19 protein-coding genes are annotated in these 20852 nt (G+C 34.8%); 17 read left to right on the forward strand and 2 right to left on the reverse strand.

Annotation, left to right across the window (positions count from 1 at the left end):
- Nucleotides 1-56 precede the first annotated feature (56 nt).
- The 8 genes from ruvC to RM519_RS09820 are packed head-to-tail and all read left to right on the forward strand — an operon-like array spanning nucleotide 57 to nucleotide 5800.
- Nucleotides 57-608 carry a crossover junction endodeoxyribonuclease RuvC gene (gene ruvC / locus RM519_RS09785; protein ID WP_311593574.1) on the forward strand — a complete coding sequence of 184 codons (552 nt, stop codon included), beginning with the start codon at nucleotides 57-59 and terminating at the stop codon, nucleotides 606-608.
- A 27-nt stretch (nucleotides 609-635) separates the two neighbouring features.
- Entirely contained in the window at nucleotides 636-1178 is a 543-nt protein-coding gene (locus RM519_RS09790; RefSeq protein WP_311593576.1) for a hypothetical protein, read from the forward strand.
- A complete protein-coding gene (locus tag RM519_RS09795) occupies nucleotides 1178-2056 on the forward strand; it encodes an ABC transporter ATP-binding protein (RefSeq protein WP_311593577.1) in 879 nt (292 codons plus the stop codon). The genes RM519_RS09790 and RM519_RS09795 overlap by 1 nt, the downstream gene beginning before the upstream one ends.
- Complete coding sequence (locus RM519_RS09800) at nucleotides 2053-2889, forward strand: ABC transporter permease (RefSeq protein WP_311593579.1); 837 nt, start codon at nucleotides 2053-2055, stop codon at nucleotides 2887-2889. The genes RM519_RS09795 and RM519_RS09800 overlap by 4 nt, the downstream gene beginning before the upstream one ends.
- The gene (locus tag RM519_RS09805) at nucleotides 2886-3512 is read left to right on the forward strand and encodes a hypothetical protein (protein WP_311593581.1); all 627 of its coding nucleotides are present in this window, start codon (nucleotides 2886-2888) and stop codon (nucleotides 3510-3512) included. The genes RM519_RS09800 and RM519_RS09805 overlap by 4 nt, the downstream gene beginning before the upstream one ends.
- Entirely contained in the window at nucleotides 3512-4669 is a 1158-nt protein-coding gene (hemW, locus tag RM519_RS09810) for a radical SAM family heme chaperone HemW (RefSeq protein ID WP_311593583.1), read from the forward strand. The genes RM519_RS09805 and hemW overlap by 1 nt, the downstream gene beginning before the upstream one ends.
- A gap of 12 nt (nucleotides 4670-4681) precedes the next feature.
- On the forward strand, nucleotides 4682-5434 hold the full coding sequence (locus RM519_RS09815; RefSeq protein WP_311593585.1) for a cyclase family protein: 753 nt from the start codon (nucleotides 4682-4684) through the stop codon (nucleotides 5432-5434).
- Between the two features lie 6 nt (nucleotides 5435-5440).
- Nucleotides 5441-5800: an MmcQ/YjbR family DNA-binding protein gene (locus RM519_RS09820; RefSeq protein WP_311593587.1), complete on the forward strand. Its 360-nt coding sequence runs from the start codon at nucleotides 5441-5443 to the stop codon at nucleotides 5798-5800.
- Here RM519_RS09820 and RM519_RS09825 read toward each other — a convergent pair.
- Together RM519_RS09825 and RM519_RS09830 are read right to left on the reverse strand one after the other, a co-directional pair.
- Nucleotides 5797-6999: a porin gene (locus RM519_RS09825; protein ID WP_311593589.1), complete on the reverse strand. Its 1203-nt coding sequence runs from the start codon at nucleotides 6997-6999 to the stop codon at nucleotides 5797-5799. The genes RM519_RS09820 and RM519_RS09825 overlap by 4 nt on opposite strands.
- Nucleotides 7000-7074: 75 nt before the next feature.
- Nucleotides 7075-7914: an AraC family transcriptional regulator gene (locus RM519_RS09830; RefSeq protein ID WP_311593591.1), complete on the reverse strand. Its 840-nt coding sequence runs from the start codon at nucleotides 7912-7914 to the stop codon at nucleotides 7075-7077.
- Between the two features lie 291 nt (nucleotides 7915-8205).
- Here RM519_RS09830 and RM519_RS09835 point away from each other — a divergent pair, with 291 nt between their 5' ends.
- From RM519_RS09835 to RM519_RS09875, 9 genes are all read left to right on the forward strand, one after another.
- On the forward strand, nucleotides 8206-9015 hold the full coding sequence (locus RM519_RS09835; RefSeq protein WP_311593685.1) for a dihydrodipicolinate synthase family protein: 810 nt from the start codon (nucleotides 8206-8208) through the stop codon (nucleotides 9013-9015).
- 60 nt (nucleotides 9016-9075) lie between these two features.
- Nucleotides 9076-10659 carry an aldehyde dehydrogenase (NADP(+)) gene (locus RM519_RS09840; RefSeq protein ID WP_311593593.1) on the forward strand — a complete coding sequence of 528 codons (1584 nt, stop codon included), beginning with the start codon at nucleotides 9076-9078 and terminating at the stop codon, nucleotides 10657-10659.
- Nucleotides 10660-10669: 10 nt separating this feature from the next.
- Complete coding sequence (locus tag RM519_RS09845) at nucleotides 10670-12394, forward strand: DUF885 domain-containing protein (RefSeq protein ID WP_311593594.1); 1725 nt, start codon at nucleotides 10670-10672, stop codon at nucleotides 12392-12394.
- The gene (locus RM519_RS09850; protein WP_311593596.1) at nucleotides 12387-13397 is read left to right on the forward strand and encodes a 4-hydroxyproline epimerase; all 1011 of its coding nucleotides are present in this window, start codon (nucleotides 12387-12389) and stop codon (nucleotides 13395-13397) included. Before RM519_RS09845 ends, RM519_RS09850 begins: the two co-directional genes overlap by 8 nt.
- Before the next feature lie 68 nt (nucleotides 13398-13465).
- Entirely contained in the window at nucleotides 13466-15718 is a 2253-nt protein-coding gene (locus tag RM519_RS09855) for a S9 family peptidase (protein ID WP_311593598.1), read from the forward strand.
- Between the two features lie 2 nt (nucleotides 15719-15720).
- A complete protein-coding gene (locus RM519_RS09860; protein ID WP_311593599.1) occupies nucleotides 15721-16968 on the forward strand; it encodes an NAD(P)/FAD-dependent oxidoreductase in 1248 nt (415 codons plus the stop codon).
- A 1-nt stretch (nucleotide 16969) separates the two neighbouring features.
- Entirely contained in the window at nucleotides 16970-18268 is a 1299-nt protein-coding gene (locus RM519_RS09865; protein ID WP_311593601.1) for an aminopeptidase P N-terminal domain-containing protein, read from the forward strand.
- Between the two features lies 1 nt (nucleotide 18269).
- A complete protein-coding gene (locus RM519_RS09870; RefSeq protein ID WP_311593603.1) occupies nucleotides 18270-19478 on the forward strand; it encodes a M24 family metallopeptidase in 1209 nt (402 codons plus the stop codon).
- Nucleotides 19479-19526: 48 nt separating this feature from the next.
- The gene (locus RM519_RS09875) at nucleotides 19527-20852 is read left to right on the forward strand and encodes a DEAD/DEAH box helicase (protein ID WP_311593605.1); all 1326 of its coding nucleotides are present in this window, start codon (nucleotides 19527-19529) and stop codon (nucleotides 20850-20852) included.

The raw sequence follows: 20852 nt of genomic DNA on the forward strand, positions 1-20852 counted from the left end.
ATATGCACTTGCTTATGAAATGCTTTATTGTATTTTTACACAAAGTAACAAATATAATGTCGTCAGAAAAAATCATACTCGGAATTGATCCAGGAACTACAATAATGGGTTTTGGTTTGATAAAAGTTGCCAATAAAAAAATGGAATTTATTCAAATGAATGAATTGGTTTTGAAAAAGTATGATGACCATTATGTAAAGCTAAAATTAATTTTTGAACGAACAATTGAGTTAATCGAGTCGTATCATCCAGACGAAATTGCAATTGAAGCACCATTTTTTGGAAAAAATGTGCAATCAATGTTAAAATTAGGAAGAGCGCAGGGTGTTGCTATGGCTGCCGGTTTATCGCGACAAGTTCCAATTACTGAATATTCTCCTAAAAAAATTAAAATGGCCATAACGGGTAATGGTAATGCTAGTAAAGAACAAGTTGCGGGGATGCTTCAGAATACTTTAAAATTGAAATCTTTGCCAAAAAATTTAGACGCTACAGATGGTTTGGCCGCGGCAGTATGTCATTTTTACAATCAGGGTCGTATAGATGTGGGAAAGAACTACACAGGTTGGAAAGCATTTGTTACGCAGAACCCGAGCAAAGTAAAATAAGAAATCCAAATTATAGTATATTTGGGTATGTCCAAAACAAAAATTGCTGAATTAAAACCATCTAAACTAACTATTGCAATCAATAGATTCATACGGTTCGTATTTGTTAGTTCTGCTTTACAGATTATTGTAGGCTTAAGTGTTTGGTTGTTTGTGGTTGGTGTGCGAGAGTTATTGCAGTATCAAGGTCTGGCATGGGATCTTTACTTTTATAAATGGGCTTTTTTAACTTGGATAGGAATGGCAATTCCTTTATTTGCCGAGATGGATGCTTTTGGGAGGTATCAAAATTATAAAATGGTAAAGGATAAACTACATCTTATGGGATTTGATCCTAGATTAGTACGTCCCTTTATGTATTCAAATTGTCAACGAATTGCCATATTAGTGGCGGCCAATGATTTGGGTTGTGAAGATGATGTGAAAAAATATTTTTATCAACAAGGATATCGTTGGTATCATATATTCCCAGACACTTGGATTAAAAAACCGCTGATTTTATTCACGAAACTATTTTGGGAGAAGATTTTGTTTACCAAATATTATCAACTTAAATATTTTTATTGGTGATGAATATTCTTGAAGTTGAAAACTTGTCGTTAGCTTATGGTAAACAACAAGTGTTAGATCACATTTCTTTTGAGTTTAAAAAGGGAAAGATAATCGGGTTGTTAGGGCCAAATGGAGCAGGAAAAAGTTCTATTTTAAAAGTGTTGGCCGGGTTGGTTTTCGCCGATAGCGGAAAATTGAAAATAAACAATCAATCTCAAACGGAGTTTCATAAGGTGAAGTCAATTACAGGTTTTCATATAGATTCTCCCTCTTTTTATCCCTTCTTGTCTGCAAAAGAAAATTTGTATTTGTTAATGAAAATGAATCAGAAACAAATTGACATCGATGTTTTGTTGAGAAAAGTGGGATTAGAAAATGTTGGTTCTAAAAAGGTGCGTTTTTTTTCAACCGGAATGAAACAACGATTGGCAATTGCACAAACTTTATTGCGATCACCCGAATTACTCATTTTGGATGAGCCGTTTAATGGTTTGGATCCAAACGGATTTCAAGATTTAATTGATTTGATTCAAAAATTGAATGCAGAAGGTATCACAATAGTCGTTTCATCGCATTTATTGAATGAATTAGAGCAATTGGCAGAGCATTTTATTTTATTGCATCACGGTAAAATAGCCTTGGACATTTCGAAAAAAGAATTACAAAAGTCGAAAAATAAGGTCGAATTTAATTTTATATCAGAGTTAACAGAGGCGTCGATTCAATTATTAATTGATAAAAAAGCAGAGTTCATATCAGAGAATAGATTGATTTTGAAATTGAATCCAAAGGAAGTTGAACAATTGGTGCTGGCTTTAGTGCATAACGGAAATAGTCCAGTGAAGGTTGAAACCTTGACCTTGTTACAAGAAAAATATCTCGAAATAACAGTGTGATTCGATTGGTTCAAATAGAGTTGATTAAGTTATTTCGTTCTAAAAGAACGTATTTAACTTTTGGAATTACCTTAGTTCTGATGTTAATCATAGACTTAGGATTGTACAGCGATGGAGATGAATTATTTAATTATTTACTACAATCTATAAATGACTATTTTTATTTAGAAGGTAATCTAGTAAACGGTTATTTAATTTCTTATTTGGCCTTAAACACTTTGTGGGTTCATATACCAACCTTAATTGTAATCGTTACGGCGCATATTTTTTCAAGCGAATTTGAGCAAGGAACAATTCGGTTATTACTTACCCAATCAGCTTCTCGTGGAGAATGTTTAATGGCTAAGTTCATTTGCATGATTTTATATGTAATTTGCTTTATGATAGTGGTGGCGTTATCAGCATTAATTCCTTCTGTAATGATATTTGGCACAGGAGATGTGCCGGTATTTATTGATGGAATTCAATTTATTCAAGAAAGTTCATTTCTATCCAGATTTTGGAAAACGCTCATGTTTTCGACCTTAGCAATGGTTGCATTTTCTAGTTTAGCAATGGCCTTTGCTATTTGGTTTAGGAATACACTAACCGCTGTTTTGGTAGTTTTAGGATTATTGATTGTTTTAACCCTATTGCAGACCTTTGTTTTTGGAATCTTTAGTAGTTGGCAGCCATTTATATTTAGTTACCATATTGCTAAATGGCAATTATTTTTTATGAGTGATATTCCAATGCCTAGTATTTGGAATTCAGTTTATTATTTAATTGGAATGACATTTATTTGTTATGTTGTAACGTGTATAAAATTTAATAAAATGAATATTTCAGAATGAGAAAAGTGATCTTTTTTTTATTGGTGTTATCTGTCTTTCAGTCCTATTCTCAGCAATTATTGGATGAAAATATTCAGGATTTAATTGAAGTCTATGCTGAGAAAAAAGAGATTAATTGTGAAATAACAATTGATATTGAAATTGAAGGAATGCAAATTCCACAAAAGGTGATTACTGTTAATTTTGAAGAAGGGAAAAAGCCCAAAGTAAAGGGTAAAGGATTGGCATTAGTGCCTAAAAAGGGGTTGATAAATCAGTTTAATGAATTGTTTAATACACCACTTCAAGCAATAAAAATGGACGATAATGGAGAAGAATTGGATTATAAACTAGTATCTCTAATTAATTCGAGTGAATGGGTTACGGCTGATATTAGATTTAATTCCATAACGAATCAAATTTTTGAATCCACCATTAATACGCGTAAGCACGGAACAATTAAGGCAATACATTCCTATAAAGATTATGAATATCCGATAAAATCGGTTGTAACTTTCGATGTAAAGAAATTTAAAGTTCCTTTACGTTTTATTGGAAGACAAAATCAAAATATAGATTTGCCAAAAGTTGATGAGCAAGTTCAAGGTAAAATTGTATTGCAATACAAATATTTAGATGAATAATGGCTGGAATTTATTTACATATACCGTTTTGTAAGCAAGCCTGTTTTTATTGCGATTTTCACTTTTCTACATCCGTAAAACGAAAGTCTGAAATGGTTGATGCTATTTGTAAGGAAATAGCATTACGAAAGAGAGAGATTGATGATGTTATTGAAACGATTTATTTTGGAGGAGGAACACCATCATTACTTTCTGAGCAAGAATTAGAGCAGATTTTAAACACAATTTGGGCAAATTTTGAAGTAAATGAAAGTCCAGAAATTACTTTAGAGGCGAATCCAGATGATTTAACAGAAGAACGAATTATTCAATTGTCTAATAGTCCAATCAACCGGTTAAGCATCGGAATCCAGTCTTTTTTTGAAGAGGAATTAAAATCGATGAACCGTGTCCATACAGCCACCGAATCCTTAAACTGCTTGTCAGTGGCGACTGGCTATTTTGAGAATATTACAGTTGATTTAATTTACGGTATTCCCAATATGAGTAGTGAGAAATGGAAACAGAACTTACAAAAGGTTTTTGATTTGGGGATTTCACATATTTCTAGTTATGCCTTAACTGTAGAATCTAAAACAGCACTAGAATCCTTTATTAAAAAAGGAATCTATCCACCCTTAGATGAGCAATTGGCTTCCGAGCATTTTAATATATTAGTAGAAGAAACAGCCAATAACGGTTTCGTGCATTATGAAACCTCAAACTTTGGTAAAGATGGTTTTTTCTCAAAACATAATACCTCTTATTGGAAAGGAGTGTCTTACTTAGGTATAGGGCCTTCAGCTCATTCATTTATTGGAAATACGAGAAGTTGGAATGTGGCCAATAATGCCAAATATATCAATGCAATAGAGCAAGGAGAATTACCATCGGAAAATGAAGTACTTTCGGAAAAAGATCAATTCAACGAATATATAATGACCGGTTTGCGAACCATTTGGGGCGTAGACTTGCAAAAAATAAAAATGGATTTTGGGAATGCCTATTTTGATTACTTAAAAACAACATCGGAAAAATTTATTACTCAAGGTTTACTCGAAATTAGCAATTGTCATTCTGAGCCAGTCGAAGAATCTTTAAATAGTAATGTATTAAGAACTACTCAAAAAGGCAAATTCTTGGTAGATGGAATCGCATCAGATTTGTTTATGATTTAGTATTTTTGAGAGGTGATTGCTAACATAAAACATAACGGAGAGGAATATTCAATTGATTTGTCAAAACCATTAGATATTTCAATTCCTTTGGTCAATTCAGAAAAAAACCCAATTGCATGGTATCAGGAGCAACCTGAAATAAATCCTGTAAAAGGTGAAGGATTTGTTGGCAGTGTTGCTGAAGGATTTTCGGTGAATTTTAATAATATCCATTTCAACCCACATGCACATGGAACGCATACGGAGTGTATTGGACATATAACCAAAGAGTTTTATAGTGTCAATGATTCGTTAAGTACTTATTTTTACAAGGCACAATTGATTACCGTATCTCCAGAACTACAGCCCAATGGAGATTTGGTAATAACCAAAGATCAGATTTTTTCATTGTTGAAAAATGACTTAGAAGCTATTGTTATTCGTACTACTCCAAATGAGATCTCAAAAAAATCTAGAAAATATTCAAATACCAATCCACCTTATTTAAGTGAAGAGGCTGCTGATTTTTTTAGAGAAATTGGTGTCAAACATTTATTAATTGATTTACCATCAGTTGATAAAGAAAAGGATGAAGGTGCACTGTTAGCACATAAAGTTTTTTGGAATTACGATGGAAAACAGCGACTAGATGCAACTATTACTGAGTTTATTTATGTTTCTGATTCAATTGTTGATGGATTATATATGTTAAATCTTCAAGTCGCGCCAATTGAGAATGATGCAAGTCCGAGCAGGCCAGTATTATACAAAATTGAAAAGACGTAATAATTTATGAACATCGAAGTTTACAGAGATTATTGTTTAGCCAAAAAAGGCGTTACAGAACATTTTCCTTTTGATGAGGTGACGTTGGTTTTCAAAGTGATGGGAAAAATGTTTGCACTTTGTGGCTTAGAGCGTATTCCTTTTCAGGTCAATTTAAAGTGTGACCCAGAACGGTCATTGGAGTTAAGAGAGGAATATAGTGAGGCTATTATTGGTGCTTGGCATATGAGTAAGAAGCACTGGAATACGGTCATTCCTGAAGGTAATATTTCAAATGATTTTTTCTTTGAACTAATAGATCATTCCTATGAAATGGTTGTAAAAGGGTTGACCAAGAAAATGCAACAAGAATTAGAAGGTCTTTAAAAACTAATATCCCATTGCAATCGATATCGACTTCCGGTTTGATTCGAAACCATGTCTATAGATTCATAATCTAAATAGGAGTATTCTGCAGTAATTTTATTGTTATGTCCAAAAATAAACCAGTTCAGTCCTACGGTATATTCAAATTGTAAATCATCTTTTAGTTCTCTATTCGGATTAAAGACAGAATGCCTTCCATAAACTTCAAAATCTTTTGGCAAAAAGTTGATTTTCTGCCCAATTAAATAACCCAATTGCGCATAATGACCGGTTAGGTGTGTCATTGGCGTATCATAAATTTTATCTTCAATTTCTTTCCAATGATATTCCTGCTGATAATACCAACCCTTGTATCGAAAGTTCGCCTCAATTAAATATTGATTCACTCGGTATTGGCCATCTTCAGCGTCTTCAAAGCCTTCTAAAAAACCTCCTCCGGATGTAGAAAAACGTGTGTATTTACTTTTATTAGTTACTGTTGCTGTCGCAATATAAGTGGTGAATTTATCTGAATAGTTCAAATCAGAGCCCGTAAATTTCACTTCTTCGCCACTAATATTCCATTGCAAACGACCCATATACATCATATGCTTGTCGTCGTTACTTCGATTTCCTCTACCAGTACCAGTAAAAACAGAAGCCCAATAACTGATATTAGCAGCTCCTTTTCCTTCTAAATTCCCATAAACAGAGGCACCTCTTTGCCTATCTATTGTAAAGGCTCTATTGATAAGTGACCTTTCTAATGTCTGCTGTTTACCGGAAGAAATCATGCGTTCAACACTGTACCTAGATTTCCATTGACCAACCCTAAATTTTAAGAACTTCCATCGTTCAATCATAAACTCAAAGTTTAATAGATTGCTGCCTTCTAAATCATACTCAAAATAATATTTAAGCCAAGACTTGTAGGCATTTCCTCCAACTTTCATCCGCGCTCTGTTCACATTTATCCCATTGTCAAAATTTTGAAAATCGTCAATAGTAGTTGGGTCAGCATCAAAATTTAAATAGCCTCGGAATTGAACTCGAAAGTTCAATTTCATTTTGTAGTCACCATCCATCGTCTGGAATTGAACACCAGGTTTGGCGTAAAATACTTTTAGTTTTTTATCAGATTCCTTATCTGGAATACTGTCTTTTTGTTGCCCATAAAAGATGGTTGTGAAAATTAAAAACAGAAAGTAAATTCGTTTCATGCAATTTTTTTGATAAGTAAATATAGGAAGTTGTGAATTAATGGAAACGAAGCGTAAATTCTTTTCGAATGAATATTATCTGTTTTTATACGATGTGGGCGTCATTTGTTTAACCGATTTAAACTTTCTATTAAAATTAGAAATGTTTTGAAACCCAGACTGCAAAGCAATTTCTGCAATAGACAAATCTCTATCCTTGGTTAATAGTTTACAGGAGTGCTCTATCCGAACTTCGGTTAATAGTTGAAAATAAGTTTTGTTTGTACGTTGTTTAAAGTACTTGCAAAAAGCATTTGTAGTCATATTGGCAACTGATGCAATTTGGGGCAAGGTAATCGGTTCACTAAAATGTTGAAAGGTAAAATCATAAATGTCTCCCATACGCTTTCCTTCATCGTCTTTGTAATTTTTCTGGTAAACGAACGAAGATATTTGATCGCAATCAGATTTTATAATAACCTGCATAATTTCAAAAAGCAATATGAATCGTTGCAATTTGGTTGATTTTGGAAGGTTTAGAAACAACTCTTTTAATCGGTCCTTGTTCGATGTAAGTTTGACTCCGTATTCACTTTGTTTAAAGAACTTTTTTAATGACCTAAATTCATTCAATTCAAAGAATAGATTTCCAAATGAGAATTTAGAAAAGAATAATGTCATCATAAAACTAGGTACTTCACTTTCTAAATCAGAATTAAAAACATGAGGTAAATTACTCCCAATAACAATGATATCATCTGTTTTGTAATCGGTAATGGTATCTCCAATTATCAAGGAACCTTCTCCACTTTTAATAAAACTAATTTGAATTTCTTCGTGTTGATGCAGTTTGTTGTAAAAGGCTATTTCCTTGTCTTCTTGATAGATAAAAGCTTCATTTTCTGGTTTTGATATTTTAAATGGAAGGACTTTCATGAATAGAATTTAACGACTTATTAGTGCAATATTAGTCAAAATATTATATTTACAAATAATTATGGATAAAAAAGTATTATTAGTGGATATTTTGTATGTATTGATTTTTACTGATTCGGTATACCTTTACAAAAAAATATTATTACAATGAGTTTAGAATGGAATGGGGTAATGCCAGCCGTATTTACATGGTTGAAAGAGTCAAAATCCGGCTCTCTTGAAATTGACTTTGGAGCAACACAAAAACAGGCTGCAGGTATTTTAAAAGTTCAAGGAAAGGGTGGGAGCAGAATGAGCGGACTTGTCGGTTCTGGAACTCTGGGTGAGAATAGTTACCTGAGCACCAAGCAGCGTCTTTCCTTACTTAAATCTCTTTCTGAGGTTGCTAAAGAATATAATGTGCCGTTAATTAGCGGAGCAGCAGCAGAAACTAAGGAAGAACTTGCCAAAATTGTTGAAGGACTTGCAACAGTTGGAGTTGATACCGTCATGGTCATGCCGCCAAAAACTAAGGCGATACCGTCTGAAAAAGAAATGTATGAGTACTATGCACTTTCTGAAGCAACTGCGAAAGATGTAGGCGTAACAATAATGCCTTATAACAATCCTGATGCAGCCGGTTATCATGCGCTCTCAACAGACCTTCTTAAAAGACTTTCCGTACTTCCTAAGGTAACTGCTCTTAAAATATCGACGATTGATGTTTCAATAATTGAAACACTGATGTTAGAGAACAAAGATTTAAAAGTTTTGGCAGGAGTAGACACGGTCACTGTACATGCAGGACTTGCTGGAGCAAGTGGTGGAATTACTGGTGTAGGTTGTATCTTCCCAAAAGCAAGTGTTACTATGCAAGAGCATGTTGTAAATGGAGAATGGGCTAAGGCAAACAAAATTTCTCAGGCTTTGAATTCATTGTCGTATCTAGATGCTCAGCCGTTGCTTTTGGAATATCTTAAACTTGCTATGGGGATTCATCATAATGATATTGCTGGAGGACTTCGTACTTTTGGTAAGAAATTAACTCAACAGGAAATTGATGATGTCCAAGCAAGATATATTTTGGCAAAAGAAAGACTTGAAGTCCTAGACTTAATTTAGGCGTTTCAAATATTCAAACTAGTAAATTTGAAAAAAAAGACATATAAAAAATAAGTGAAGATGATTACAGGAAAAAACCAGATAGGAAACACGGTATCCGCCATCGGAACCAAAACATATAGAACCTTTAATCCGCAAACCAATCAGGAGAATTTGTATTTATTTACTGAGGCGGCAGCAGAAGAAATCGATACGGCTGTTTCTCTAGCTGCGGATGCTTATAAAGTATTCAGTAAAAAATCGGGAAAAGAAAAGGCTGCTTTTTTAAGAGCAATAGCAGAGGAAATAGAAAACCTTGGCGATGATTTAGTTAAGGTATATACTTCAGAATCTGGATTGCCAGAGGGAAGAGCAATGGGAGAGCGAGGAAGAACAGTTGGGCAGTTAAGAGCCTTTGCGGCGCATATAGAAGAAGGTTCATGGGTTGATGCTCGTATTGACACTGCACAACCAGATCGTCAACCAATTCCTAAAATTGACCTTAGAAAAATGAATGTAGCCATTGGTCCAATTGTGGTTTTTGGAGCATCTAACTTTCCATTAGCATTTTCAACGGCCGGAGGAGATACTGCAGCGGCATTTGCAGCGGGCTGTCCGGTTATTGTAAAGTCACACCCAATGCATTCAGGTACTGGAGAATTGGTTGCTTCGGCAATTATAAAAGCAGTTGAAAAAACCGGAATGCCAAATGGTGTTTTTTCAAACTTAAATAGTAGCGGAATTGAAGTTGGACAGGCTTTGGTGCAACACCCACAAGTTAAGGGGGTTGGGTTTACAGGTAGTATCCGCGGAGGTAGAGCCCTGTTAGATACTGCAGCAAAAAGACAAGAGCCAATTCCGGTTTTTGCAGAAATGGGAAGTATAAATCCTGTAGTGCTTTTACCAGAGGCACTGAGTAATAAGGCAACGGATTGGTCTAAAACATATGCCGGATCTATTACTTTAGGTGCAGGTCAGTTTTGTACAAACCCAGGACTTTTAGTTGGTGTCAAGGGAGAAGGATTAGATAATTTTGCACAAACCTTAGCAGAAGAAATAGTAAAAATTGAACCAACTTGTATGTTGCATCCGAACATTATTGGAGCGTATGAGCATAATAAATCTACGGCAATAACGCAGGAGGGTGTTGCAGTTTTGGCAGCATATGATAATGACGCTAAACCAAATTATGGTCGTCAGGCGGTATCTAAGGTTACTGGATCTACGTTTTTAGAAAACCCAACATTACATCACGAAGTATTTGGTCCTTTCTCTTTAATTGTAGAATGTGAAAGCCATACACAGTTAGAAGAGGTTTTAAATAATTTAGAAGGACAGTTAACGGGAACTATTGTTGCAACTGATAGCGAATTAGAGAACAATTCGTCAATCATAAGCGCACTACAAAACAAGGTTGGTAGAATTATATTTAATGGAGTTCCAACTGGTGTAGAGGTGTGTCCGTCTATGCAACACGGAGGTCCATACCCTGCATCTACAGATTCAAGATTTACAGCGGTTGGTGTAGATTCAATTAAAAGATGGGTAAGACCATTTAGTTTCCAAGCATGGCCAAACACATTGTTGCCAGAAGAATTACAAGATGAAAATCCAATGGGAATCTCTAGAATTATAAATGGATTACAATCAACAGATAAAATTTAAAAATTAGCCTATGAGTTTTGTAAAGCAACTTAAGTATCTAATCGTTTCAATGTTTGGGTTTACGATGGTAGCTCAACAAAATTCTGTTGAATTAGATTCAATTATTAGCAAATATGAAAACCACGAAGGGTACGATTATAGATCGTACCCTTTGGGGTTATATACAAAACAACATTATAAATCGGAGGCAGATTTTGCCCGTTCTGCATTGAGTGAGCTGACATCAATATCATCAGAAGGGTTGTCTGAAACGGATAAGATTTCATATCAATTACTCGAATTTGTTCTTAATGATAAAATTGCTTATTTCGAATTTGAACGCTATTTAAATCCCTTGTTATCAGATTCAGGGTTTCATGCTAGTTTAGGTTTTAATATTCGATCAATAAATAGTTTTGAAGGGGCTAAGAATTATTTAAATAAATTAAATGCCATCCCAGAATTTGTGAATCAACATTTTGTAAACCTAAGAGAAGGATTAGAAAAAGGAGTATCACAACCTTTGGTTATTTTTAAAGGATATGAGTCAACTTATAATGATTATATAGTTGATAACTTTGAAGAAAGTCGTTTTTATGCACCATTTAAAAAGTTGCCGTCAACATTTACAGACCATCAAAAGGATTCAGTATTAGTTGCTGCTAAAATTGCTATAGAAAAAAATGTTACCCCACAATTTAAACGAATCAAACAGTTTTTTGAAGAGGAGTATTTTACTAAAACTAGAGAAACTTTAGGTGCTTCAGAAACACCAAATGGGGAGGCCTATTACCAAGATAGAATCAATTTTTACACAACAAGCACGCAATATACAGCAGATGACATTCATCAAATTGGATTGAAAGAAGTCGCTAGAATTCGTGCTGAAATGAAGCAAATTATTACTGATTTGGAATTTGAAGGCACTTTCGAAGACTTTTTTGAATTCCTAAGAACGGATGAGCAATTTTTTGCTAAAACACCGAAAGAAATTTTGATGATTGCAAGAGATATGGCAAAACGTGCGGATGCTCAGTTACCCAAATTCTTTAAAACCTTACCTCGAAAACCATATGGTGTAGCCCCGGTTCCTGATGCAATTGCTCCTAAATACACAAGCGGACGTTATGTTGGCACTTCTAAAAACAGTACAAATCCAGGTTATTATTGGGTAAATACCTACGATTTACCGAGTAGGACATTATATACTTTGCCGGCCTTAACTGTTCATGAAGCTGTACCAGGTCATCATTTACAAATGAGTTTAAATAATGAATTGGGAGATAATATTCCACAATTTAGAAGAAATTTATATCTGTCTGCTTACGGAGAAGGATGGGGATTGTATTCTGAATTTTTAGCTGAAGAAATGGGAATGTATTCAACACCTTATGAAAAATTCGGACAGCTAACCTATGAAATGTGGCGCGCTTGTAGGTTGGTAGTAGATACGGGTATTCATGCAAAAGGATGGACAAGAGATCAAGTTGTAGATTATATGGCGTCGAATACAGCCTTGTCTTTACATGAAATAAATACTGAAACGGATAGATATATCTCATGGCCGGGTCAAGCACTTTCATACAAAATTGGAGAAATAAAAATTCGAGAAATGCGTGTTAAAGCCGAGAGTCAATTAGGAGCGAAGTTTAATATTAGAGATTTTCATGAAGTGATATTGGAAGAAGGAACAGTAACGCTTTCAATTCTGGAAGACCGTATTAATAATTATATAGAGAAAACAAAGAATGAGTAGAAAAACATTTTTTTGTGTTGATGCACACACATGCGGAAATCCGGTAAGAGTAGTTGCAGGAGGCGGTCCAAATTTGGAAGGGACTAATATGAGTGAAAAGCGTCAACATTTTTTAAAGGAATATGATTGGATTCGAAAGGGCTTGATGTTTGAGCCAAGAGGACATGATATGATGAGTGGAAGTATTTTATATCCCCCTCATAATCCTGAGAATGATTTTGGAATTTTGTTTATAGAAACTTCTGGTTGTTTGCCAATGTGTGGACATGGAACTATTGGAACCATAACTATTGCTGTTGAAGAAGGATTGGTTACTCCAAAAGTGCCAGGTAAAATAAAAATGGAAGCCCCTGCAGGATTGGTGCAAATTGAATATCAACAAACTGGTAAGAAGGTCGATTGGGTTAGATTAACAAATGTAAAAAGTTATTTAGCTGCCAAAAACTTAACAATAGAATTAGATGATTTAGGTGAAGTTACTTTTGATGTGTCCTATGGTGGTAATTATTATGCAATTGTAGATCCACAACAAAATTTTGCTGGAGTTCATGAATATACAGCATCAGATATTGTTCGTTTTTCTCAGGAAGCAAGACGAAAAATAAATGAAAAATATCCAGATATGTTTATACATTCTGAAAACGAAACCATTAGAGATGTAAGTCATATGTTATGGACAGGAGACCCGATAGATCCAACATCATCTGGACGAAATGCTGTTTTTTATGGAGATAAGGCCATAGATAGAAGTCCTTGTGGAACTGGAACTTCTGCTCGAATTGCTCAATTACATGCAAAAGGAAAACTGAAAAAGGGTGAGGAGTATGTCCATGAAAGTTTTATTGGATCAAAATTTATTGGCCGTATTGAAGAGGAAACAACTTTAGATGGTAAAGTAGCAGTTGTCCCAAGCATTCAAGGATGGGCTAAGGTGTATGGTTACAATAACATCATTATAGATGATCAAGATGATCCATACGCACATGGTTTTCAGGTAATTTAAAGTATCAATAACAATTTTATCACTTCGAGCGGAGTTCAGACATACTTCGTTTTTTAAAATTTAGTAAAATGAACAAATTTTTAAAACTTTCATTCTTAGTACTATTCATTTCTAGTTCACTTTTTTCACAACAAATTTCGAAAGAAGATTATAAAAGAGCCGTGAGTTATATGTATGCAAATTACAATAACAAAACAGCCTTCAATTTAACAACAAACGTCAATTGGTTTGAGGACAAAAGCGGAATTTGGTTTATAGATTATTCAAAGAATGCTAAAACATACAAAACGGTTAATTTTAAAAATGGAAAGGTTACAGAATTGTTCGATCATGCTAAGTTCTCACAAGAATTTTCAAAGTTTACAAAAGATACAATTGCATTTAATGATATATCCATTAGTGATGTTGAGTCATCAAAAGATGGAATTCAGTTCAAATACAAAAACAAAAAATATCAATTAGATACTAAGAAGTTTGAGTTTTCGAAAGTTGAAGAAGAAAAAAAAGAAGAGCGAAATGAGTTTGAAACAAAATCACCTGATGGTAAATGGATTGCTTTTGTAAGAGATTACAATCTTTTTATAAAATCTGTTGATGACAAAGAAGAACATCAATTAACCACCGACGGTAAAAAAGATTATGAATATGCCACTTGGTACGGTTGGTATGATAAGATGGAAGGTGAAAATGGCGATCGTCCAAAACATTTTTATGTAGATTGGAGTCCAGATTCAAAATTTCTAAAAACGGATGTATTAGACTTTAGAAATGCGGAGAAAATGTACTTGTTAGATTGGAGTATTGATTCTTTATACAAGCCAAAGTTAATGACTTATTTCCGTGGATCTCCCGGAGATACTAGCATGGTTCATGTACAGCCTGTGGTATTTAATGTAGAGAAAAAGAAGCAACTAGATGTTAATTTGCCTAAACAAACGCATATCAATTCTGTTACTACGCAATGGACAGAAAAATCAAGTGAATTGATAGCGAGAATTCCTGAACGTGGATATCAAAAGGAAGAAGTGAATTTAATTGATTTGAACTCAAATACTTCCAAAAATTTAATTTCAGAAATTTCTAAAACGAATATTGATGATTTTAGATTTGTGCAATTCGAAGGACAGAACAAGTTAGTTTTTCTGTCGCAAAGAAGCGGTTGGCGACAATTATACGAATGTGATTTTGTTGGTAATATTAAAGCAATTACCAAAGGTGATTTTGTAATTAATGATGTGAAGTATCTCGATGAAGAGAATGGGGATGTTTACTTTATGGCATCGGGTGTAGACGCTCAGATGAATCCATATCATCAGCAATTGTATAAGGTAGATGTCAAAGGTAAAATGGAACTATTAACTCCAGAAAAAACACATCATGAGGTTAATTTTTCTGAAGATGGAGCTCATTTTGTAGATGCGTATTCAACCATTTCAATTCCAACTAAAACTGTCTTAAGAAAATCAAAATCAGGTAGAATAGTTGTACAATTAACACAGGCAGATATTTCACATTTTACAAGCCAAGGATTTGAATCACCCGAAGTGTTTCATTTAATTGCTAAGGATAAAAAGACCAAGATTTATGGAGCCTTTTGGAAGCCTTCAAATTTTGATGCTACTAAATCATATCCAATTATTGATGCAACCTACACGGGTCCGCATACGCAACGTTTTCCTAAATCATTCAATCTAAGTTTTAGTGAACAATCTTTAGCGGAACTAGGCTTTATTGTTGTAAGAATTGATGGTTTAGGTACTAGCGGAAGGTCAAAAGAGTTTTTAGGCCACTCCTATAAAAATATGGGTAAAAATTTAGAAGATCATGTCTTAGCCATCGAGCACTTGGCAAATAAACACTCCTTTATCAATAAAGATAAGGTCGGTATTTATGGCCATTCGGCTGGTGGTTTTGATACCGGTAGAGCGTTACTGGCTTTTCCAGATTTTTATAAAGTTGGTGTAGCTAGTAGCGCAGATCATGACTTTAGAATGGAAAAAGCATGGTGGCCGGAAATGTATATGGGTTGGCCTGTTGATGAAAGTTATGAAGCGGCGTCTAATATTACCAATGCTAAAAACCTTAAAGGTAAATTGTTGTTGGTGCATGGTGGAATAGATGAGAATGTAAATCCATCCGCAACCTTTAAATTAGCTGAAGCATTTGTAAACGCAGATAAAGAGTTTGATTTGTTAATTTTACCAAGTCAGCGTCATGGATATACTGGTAAGGCGAGAAATTACTTTATCAAAAAACGATGGAATTATTTTGTAGAACATTTAAAAAATGAAAATCCTGTTTGGGATTTTAGTTGGGAATAAAAATGAGTAAAAGAATTGTAATTATTGGTGGTGGAATTGTAGGTTTAAGTTCTGCGTATTATCTGCAAAAAGAAGGGCATCAAGTAACTGTAGTAGATCAGTCTAAGATGGATAGCGGTGCATCACATGTTAATGCTGGATACATAACACCAAGTCATATTATTTCATTGGCGCATCCAGGCATCATTACCCAAGGAATTAAATGGATGTTTAATTCATCTAGTCCGTTTTATGTGAAGCCTAGATTAGATCCTGAGTTTTTAAAATGGTCTTGGGCTTTTAAAAAATCTGCAACTGAATCAAAGGTTGAAAAGTCGATAAAAGTACTAAAGGATATCAATCTTTTAAGTAGATCATTGTTTGAAGATATGAAATCTTCGAACGAATTTAACTTCCATTACGAGCGAAAAGGTTTGTTAATGGCGTATCAAACCGATAAGGCAGGTGAAGGAGAATGGAAAGTTGGGCGACGTGCCATAGAAGAAGGCTTAGACGTGGTACATTTATCAAAAACCGAAGTAGAGAATTTAGAGCCGAATGCCAAAATAAATGTAAAAGGAGCAGTTTATTATCATTGTGATGCGCATTCAACTCCTTCGGATTTTATGCCAGAAATGATTCATTATTTAAAGGAGAAGGGTGTAGAAATTTTGATAGAAGAAAAAGTAGAAGATGTTGAATTATCTAACAATTCAATTTCAAGAGTAATTACAGATAAACGAAGTATTGACGCTGGTGATGTAGTTTTGGCAGCTGGAAGTTGGAGTCCGTTATTATCTCAGAAATTAGGGTTGAATTTATTGATTCAAGCGGGGAAGGGTTATCGAATAAATGTTAAAAGAGATACTGGAATAACTATTCCAACCATTTTAATGGAAGCAAAAGTTGCAGTAACACCTATGGATGGGTTTACGCGTTTTGCAGGTACTATGGAAATAGGAGGTATAAATCACAACATCAATCCGGTAAGGGTAGATGCTATAGCAAAAGCAGGTAAAAGATATTACCGAGGATTAAAAATTTCCGAAGAAGAAAAACAAGAGGCTCAATGTGGATTGCGTCCATGTTCTCCTGATGGTGTTCCTTTTATTGGTAAATCGTCAAAATGTTCAAATTTAACTGTGGCTTCAGGTCATGCAATGATGGGGTGGAGTTTAGGACCAGCAACAGGTAAATTAGTTTCAGAAATCATTTCAGATAAAAAGACTTCATTGGATTTAATTCCGTTTCACCCAGATAGAAAATTTTAATATGAGATATACACCACTTCCAAACTCAGTTTATATAAAAAATAGGGCGTCTTTTTGTGAGCAAATGCAATCAAATACAATTGCAATTTTAACTTCGAATGATGTAAAACATACCAATGCAGATGATGTGATGGGTTTTGCGCAAAACAACGATTTGTTTTATTTAAGTGGTATAGATCAGTTTGAAACGATATTAGTTTTATATCCGGAAGCTGTTAAAGAAGAAAACAAAGAGATATTATTTATAAAACAACGAAGTGAATTAGAGAAAATTTGGGATGGTGATGTGCTTACAAAAGAACAAGCAATTGAACTATCAGGAATTGAAAGAGTTGAATGGGTTGATGATTTTGAACGTTTGTTACAGTATATGGCTTTTGAAGCCGATGGACTTTGTTTAGGTCATAATGAGCACCTTAAAAGAGTTACTAATAATCAGCAGACCAGACAGGATAGAATGATTAATTGGTGTAAGAAAAAGTATCCATTGCATAATTACTATCGCGCTGCAAAAATTACCAGAGCATTAAGAACTGTAAAATCAAATGAAGAGATAGCGCAAATTCGAACGGCTGCTTCAATAGCCACGGCTGCTTTTAAAAGAATGCTTGGAAAGGCAAATTCTGAAATGATGGAATATGAGTTAGAGGCAGAATTATCCTATATCTTAGCAAAAAAGGGAGCAACAAGACATGCATTTAAACCAATAGTCGCTTCAGGTAAAAACGCCTGTGCTTTACATTATAATACCAACGATGCTCCATGTAAAGATGGAGATATGGTTTTGATTGATTTTGGCGCTTGTTATGGAAATTACAATAGCGATACAACACGCTGTATACCTGCTAATGGAAAGTTTTCTGCGCGACAAAAAGAAGTGTACAACGCCGTTTTACGATGCTTGCAAGAGGGAAGTCAGTTATTAGAGCCAGGAATACTTCCAGCGGATTACGAAGCAAAAATGGCTAAGTTGGTAGAGGTAGAAATTATAAACTTAGGATTATTAACACAGGATGCGGTCGATAATCAAGACCCTAAAAATCCGTTGTATAAAAAATACTTTATGCATGGAACAGCGCACCATTTAGGATTAGATGTCCATGATGTTGGTTTGTATTCTAAACCTTTTGACGTAGGGAATGTAGTTACTTGTGAACCGGGTATATACATACCAGAAGAGAATATTGGTTGTAGGTTAGAGGATGATTTTTTAATAACCGATGAAGGTCCAGTAAATCTAACTCCAGACCTGCCAATAACAATAGAAGAAATAGAGTCACTAATGAGTCAAAACAACTAAGATGATAGGAATAGGAGGTTCAACGGCAGCAGAAGAGTTAGCAAAAATTCAGCCTAGAATAAATCAAGTAAAGCCCATTCAAAAAGAAGAGTTTCAGGAAAGAATTCAACGAGCTGCAAAACTTATGAATGATGAGAATATAGTTTCCACTTATGTGCATTCAGGGACAAACTTGTTTTATTTTACGGGAATGCGTTGGAATGCTAGTGAGCGTATGGTTGGAGCCTTAATTCTACCAAATGGAACCATTCATTATATCGCTCCACAATTTGAAAAGGGGACCATATTCGATTTTATGTTGTTGAATGGAGAGGTGCATTGTTGGGAAGAGCATGAGAGTCCATTTGAACTATTACTAGCTATTTTAAAGCAAAATGGAATTGAATCTGGGCAACTTGCCATGGATGAAATGACACCGTTTTTTATGACAAATAGTTTGTCTAAAGTGAATACTTCTTTTTCTATTATAGATGCAACTCCGGTTACTGCTGGGTGCCGTATGCAAAAATCTAAAAATGAAATAGCCATAATGCAAGCGGCTATGGATATTACCTTAGAAGTTCAAAAAGCAGCAGCGAGAATTTTATATGTCGGAATATCAGCAAAGGAAGTGGTCGATTTTATCAATGAGGCTCATATTAGATACGGTATTCCTTCTGGATCTTACTTTTGTATTGTGTTGTTTGGAGTTGATTCTGCTTTTCCACATGGTGTAAAATCTCCAAAGAATTTAGAAGCAAATGAAATGGTCCTTATTGATACAGGTTGTGTCTTACATGATTACATTTCTGACATTACAAGAACCTATGTTTTTGGAACTCCAACGGATGAACAAAAGCGAATATGGAATGTAGAGAAAGCAACTCAATTAGCCGCTTTTGATAAAGCCAAATTGGGAACGACATGTGGCGCTATTGATGATGCTTCGCGCGTTGAACTTTCTAAAAACGGGTTGAGTAAAGACTATGATTTACCAGGGTTACCGCATAGAACAGGGCATGGAATCGGATTAAATATTCATGAGCATCCCTATATAGTTCGAAACAATGCAGTAACTTTAAAAGAAGGGATGACTTTTAGTAATGAACCGATGATTGTAATTCCTGATGCATTCGGAATTCGCCTAGAAGATCATGTTTATATGACCACTGAAGGGTCTAAGTGGTTTACAGAACCTGCACATAGTATTGAGAATCCCTTCGGATATTAAGAAAACGTTCAAAATAGGTGTACCTTTGCAACATCGTAAAGAAAATCTATGTCATTTAAATCCTTAGGGTTAATTCCAGAACTTTTAAAAGCAGTAAAGCAACAAGGTTACGAAACGCCTTCTCCTATTCAAGAGAAAACAATACCTACTATTTTAGAAAAGAGAGATGTATTGGCTTCTGCGCAAACAGGAACTGGAAAAACAGCGGGGTTTACCTTGCCGTTATTACAAACATTAGATGCGACTCGTAAAAAGCGTCATCGCCCAATTAGAGCACTAATTTTAACCCCAACGCGAGAACTAGCAGCTCAGGTTCATGATAATGTAAGAAGTTACAGCAAGTTTTTAGACATAAGATCTACTGTAATTTTTGGAGGTGTAAATGCCAAACCACAAATACGTACTATCCGTGGAGGAATTGATGTACTTGTTGCAACGCCTGGAAGACTGCTAGATTTAGAAAATCAAAAAGCCTTGTCATTGGGTCGTATCGAAATTTTGGTATTGGATGAAGCAGACCGTATGCTAGATATGGGCTTTTTAAGAGATATCAAAAAGATTATTTCTTTAATGCCAAAGCATAGGCAAAACTTAATGTTCTCGGCAACCTACTCAAAAGATATTAAGAAATTGGCTGAAGGAATATTAAACAAGCCTGTCCTAATCGAAGCAACTCCTGAAAATACGACTGCAGAGCGCGTAAATCAAAAAGCTTTTAGAATTGACAAGGGGCAAAAAATTGCTTTTATAACAAAATTGATTGATGATGGAAACTGGAAGCAAGTACTGGTTTTTACTAGAACAAAGCATAGAGCAAATAAACTAAGCGAGAAGTTAGTAAAGGCTGGAATTTCTTCTGCTGCAATTCATGGAAATAAGAGTCAGGGCGCTAGAGAAAAGGCTTTAGGAGGTTTTAAAGCACAAAAGATTCGAGTATTAGTTGCCACCGATATTGCCGCACGTGGATTGGATATTCCATTACTTCCTCATGTTATCAATTTTGAATTACCAAATGTACCAGAAGATTATGTACATAGAATTGGTAGAACGGGTAGAGCAGGAGCAGAAGGTGAGGCTATATCTTTGGTTGATATTGATGAAATTCCTTATGTGAAGGCAATTGAAAAGTTGTTGGGTGAACCAATTGAAACCGAAGAAGTAGAAGGATTTGAACCATCTAATGAGCCTTCAGAAAGCAAGCCTAAACAGCAGCAAAAAAGAAAAAAGCCTAGAAGGCCATCAGACAGAAAACAACCTAGAAAAGAGGGGCAGAATAAATCACACAATTCTTCTGGAGACGCTAAAAAAGACGGTTCTAAAAATAGAAGAAGAAATAATAGGAGGAGAAGAAATAGAAACTCTTCTAAACAATAA

Source organism: Urechidicola vernalis, assembly GCF_031846385.1.
GTDB lineage: Bacteria > Bacteroidota > Bacteroidia > Flavobacteriales > Flavobacteriaceae > Urechidicola > Urechidicola vernalis.

What these genes read in the sequence shown, in the direction of transcription:
- RM519_RS09855 (WP_311593598.1), top strand. Translation starts at nt 13,466, where the DNA reads ATGAACAAATTTTTAAAACTTTCATTCTTAGTACTATTCATTTCTAGT.
- RM519_RS09850 (WP_311593596.1), top strand. Translation starts at nt 12,387, where the DNA reads ATGAGTAGAAAAACATTTTTTTGTGTTGATGCACACACATGCGGAAAT.
- RM519_RS09860 (WP_311593599.1), top strand. Translation starts at nt 15,721, where the DNA reads ATGAGTAAAAGAATTGTAATTATTGGTGGTGGAATTGTAGGTTTAAGT.
- RM519_RS09830 (WP_311593591.1), bottom strand. Translation starts at nt 7,914, where the DNA reads ATGAAAGTCCTTCCATTTAAAATATCAAAACCAGAAAATGAAGCTTTT.
- ruvC (WP_311593574.1), top strand. Translation starts at nt 57, where the DNA reads ATGTCGTCAGAAAAAATCATACTCGGAATTGATCCAGGAACTACAATA.
- RM519_RS09875 (WP_311593605.1), top strand. Translation starts at nt 19,527, where the DNA reads ATGTCATTTAAATCCTTAGGGTTAATTCCAGAACTTTTAAAAGCAGTA.
- RM519_RS09820 (WP_311593587.1), top strand. Translation starts at nt 5,441, where the DNA reads ATGAACATCGAAGTTTACAGAGATTATTGTTTAGCCAAAAAAGGCGTT.
- RM519_RS09840 (WP_311593593.1), top strand. Translation starts at nt 9,076, where the DNA reads ATGATTACAGGAAAAAACCAGATAGGAAACACGGTATCCGCCATCGGA.
- RM519_RS09870 (WP_311593603.1), top strand. Translation starts at nt 18,270, where the DNA reads ATGATAGGAATAGGAGGTTCAACGGCAGCAGAAGAGTTAGCAAAAATT.
- RM519_RS09795 (WP_311593577.1), top strand. Translation starts at nt 1,178, where the DNA reads ATGAATATTCTTGAAGTTGAAAACTTGTCGTTAGCTTATGGTAAACAA.
- RM519_RS09835 (WP_311593685.1), top strand. Translation starts at nt 8,206, where the DNA reads ATGAGCGGACTTGTCGGTTCTGGAACTCTGGGTGAGAATAGTTACCTG.
- RM519_RS09865 (WP_311593601.1), top strand. Translation starts at nt 16,970, where the DNA reads ATGAGATATACACCACTTCCAAACTCAGTTTATATAAAAAATAGGGCG.
- RM519_RS09790 (WP_311593576.1), top strand. Translation starts at nt 636, where the DNA reads ATGTCCAAAACAAAAATTGCTGAATTAAAACCATCTAAACTAACTATT.
- hemW (WP_311593583.1), top strand. Translation starts at nt 3,512, where the DNA reads ATGGCTGGAATTTATTTACATATACCGTTTTGTAAGCAAGCCTGTTTT.
- RM519_RS09845 (WP_311593594.1), top strand. Translation starts at nt 10,670, where the DNA reads ATGAGTTTTGTAAAGCAACTTAAGTATCTAATCGTTTCAATGTTTGGG.
- RM519_RS09825 (WP_311593589.1), bottom strand. Translation starts at nt 6,999, where the DNA reads ATGAAACGAATTTACTTTCTGTTTTTAATTTTCACAACCATCTTTTAT.
- RM519_RS09805 (WP_311593581.1), top strand. Translation starts at nt 2,886, where the DNA reads ATGAGAAAAGTGATCTTTTTTTTATTGGTGTTATCTGTCTTTCAGTCC.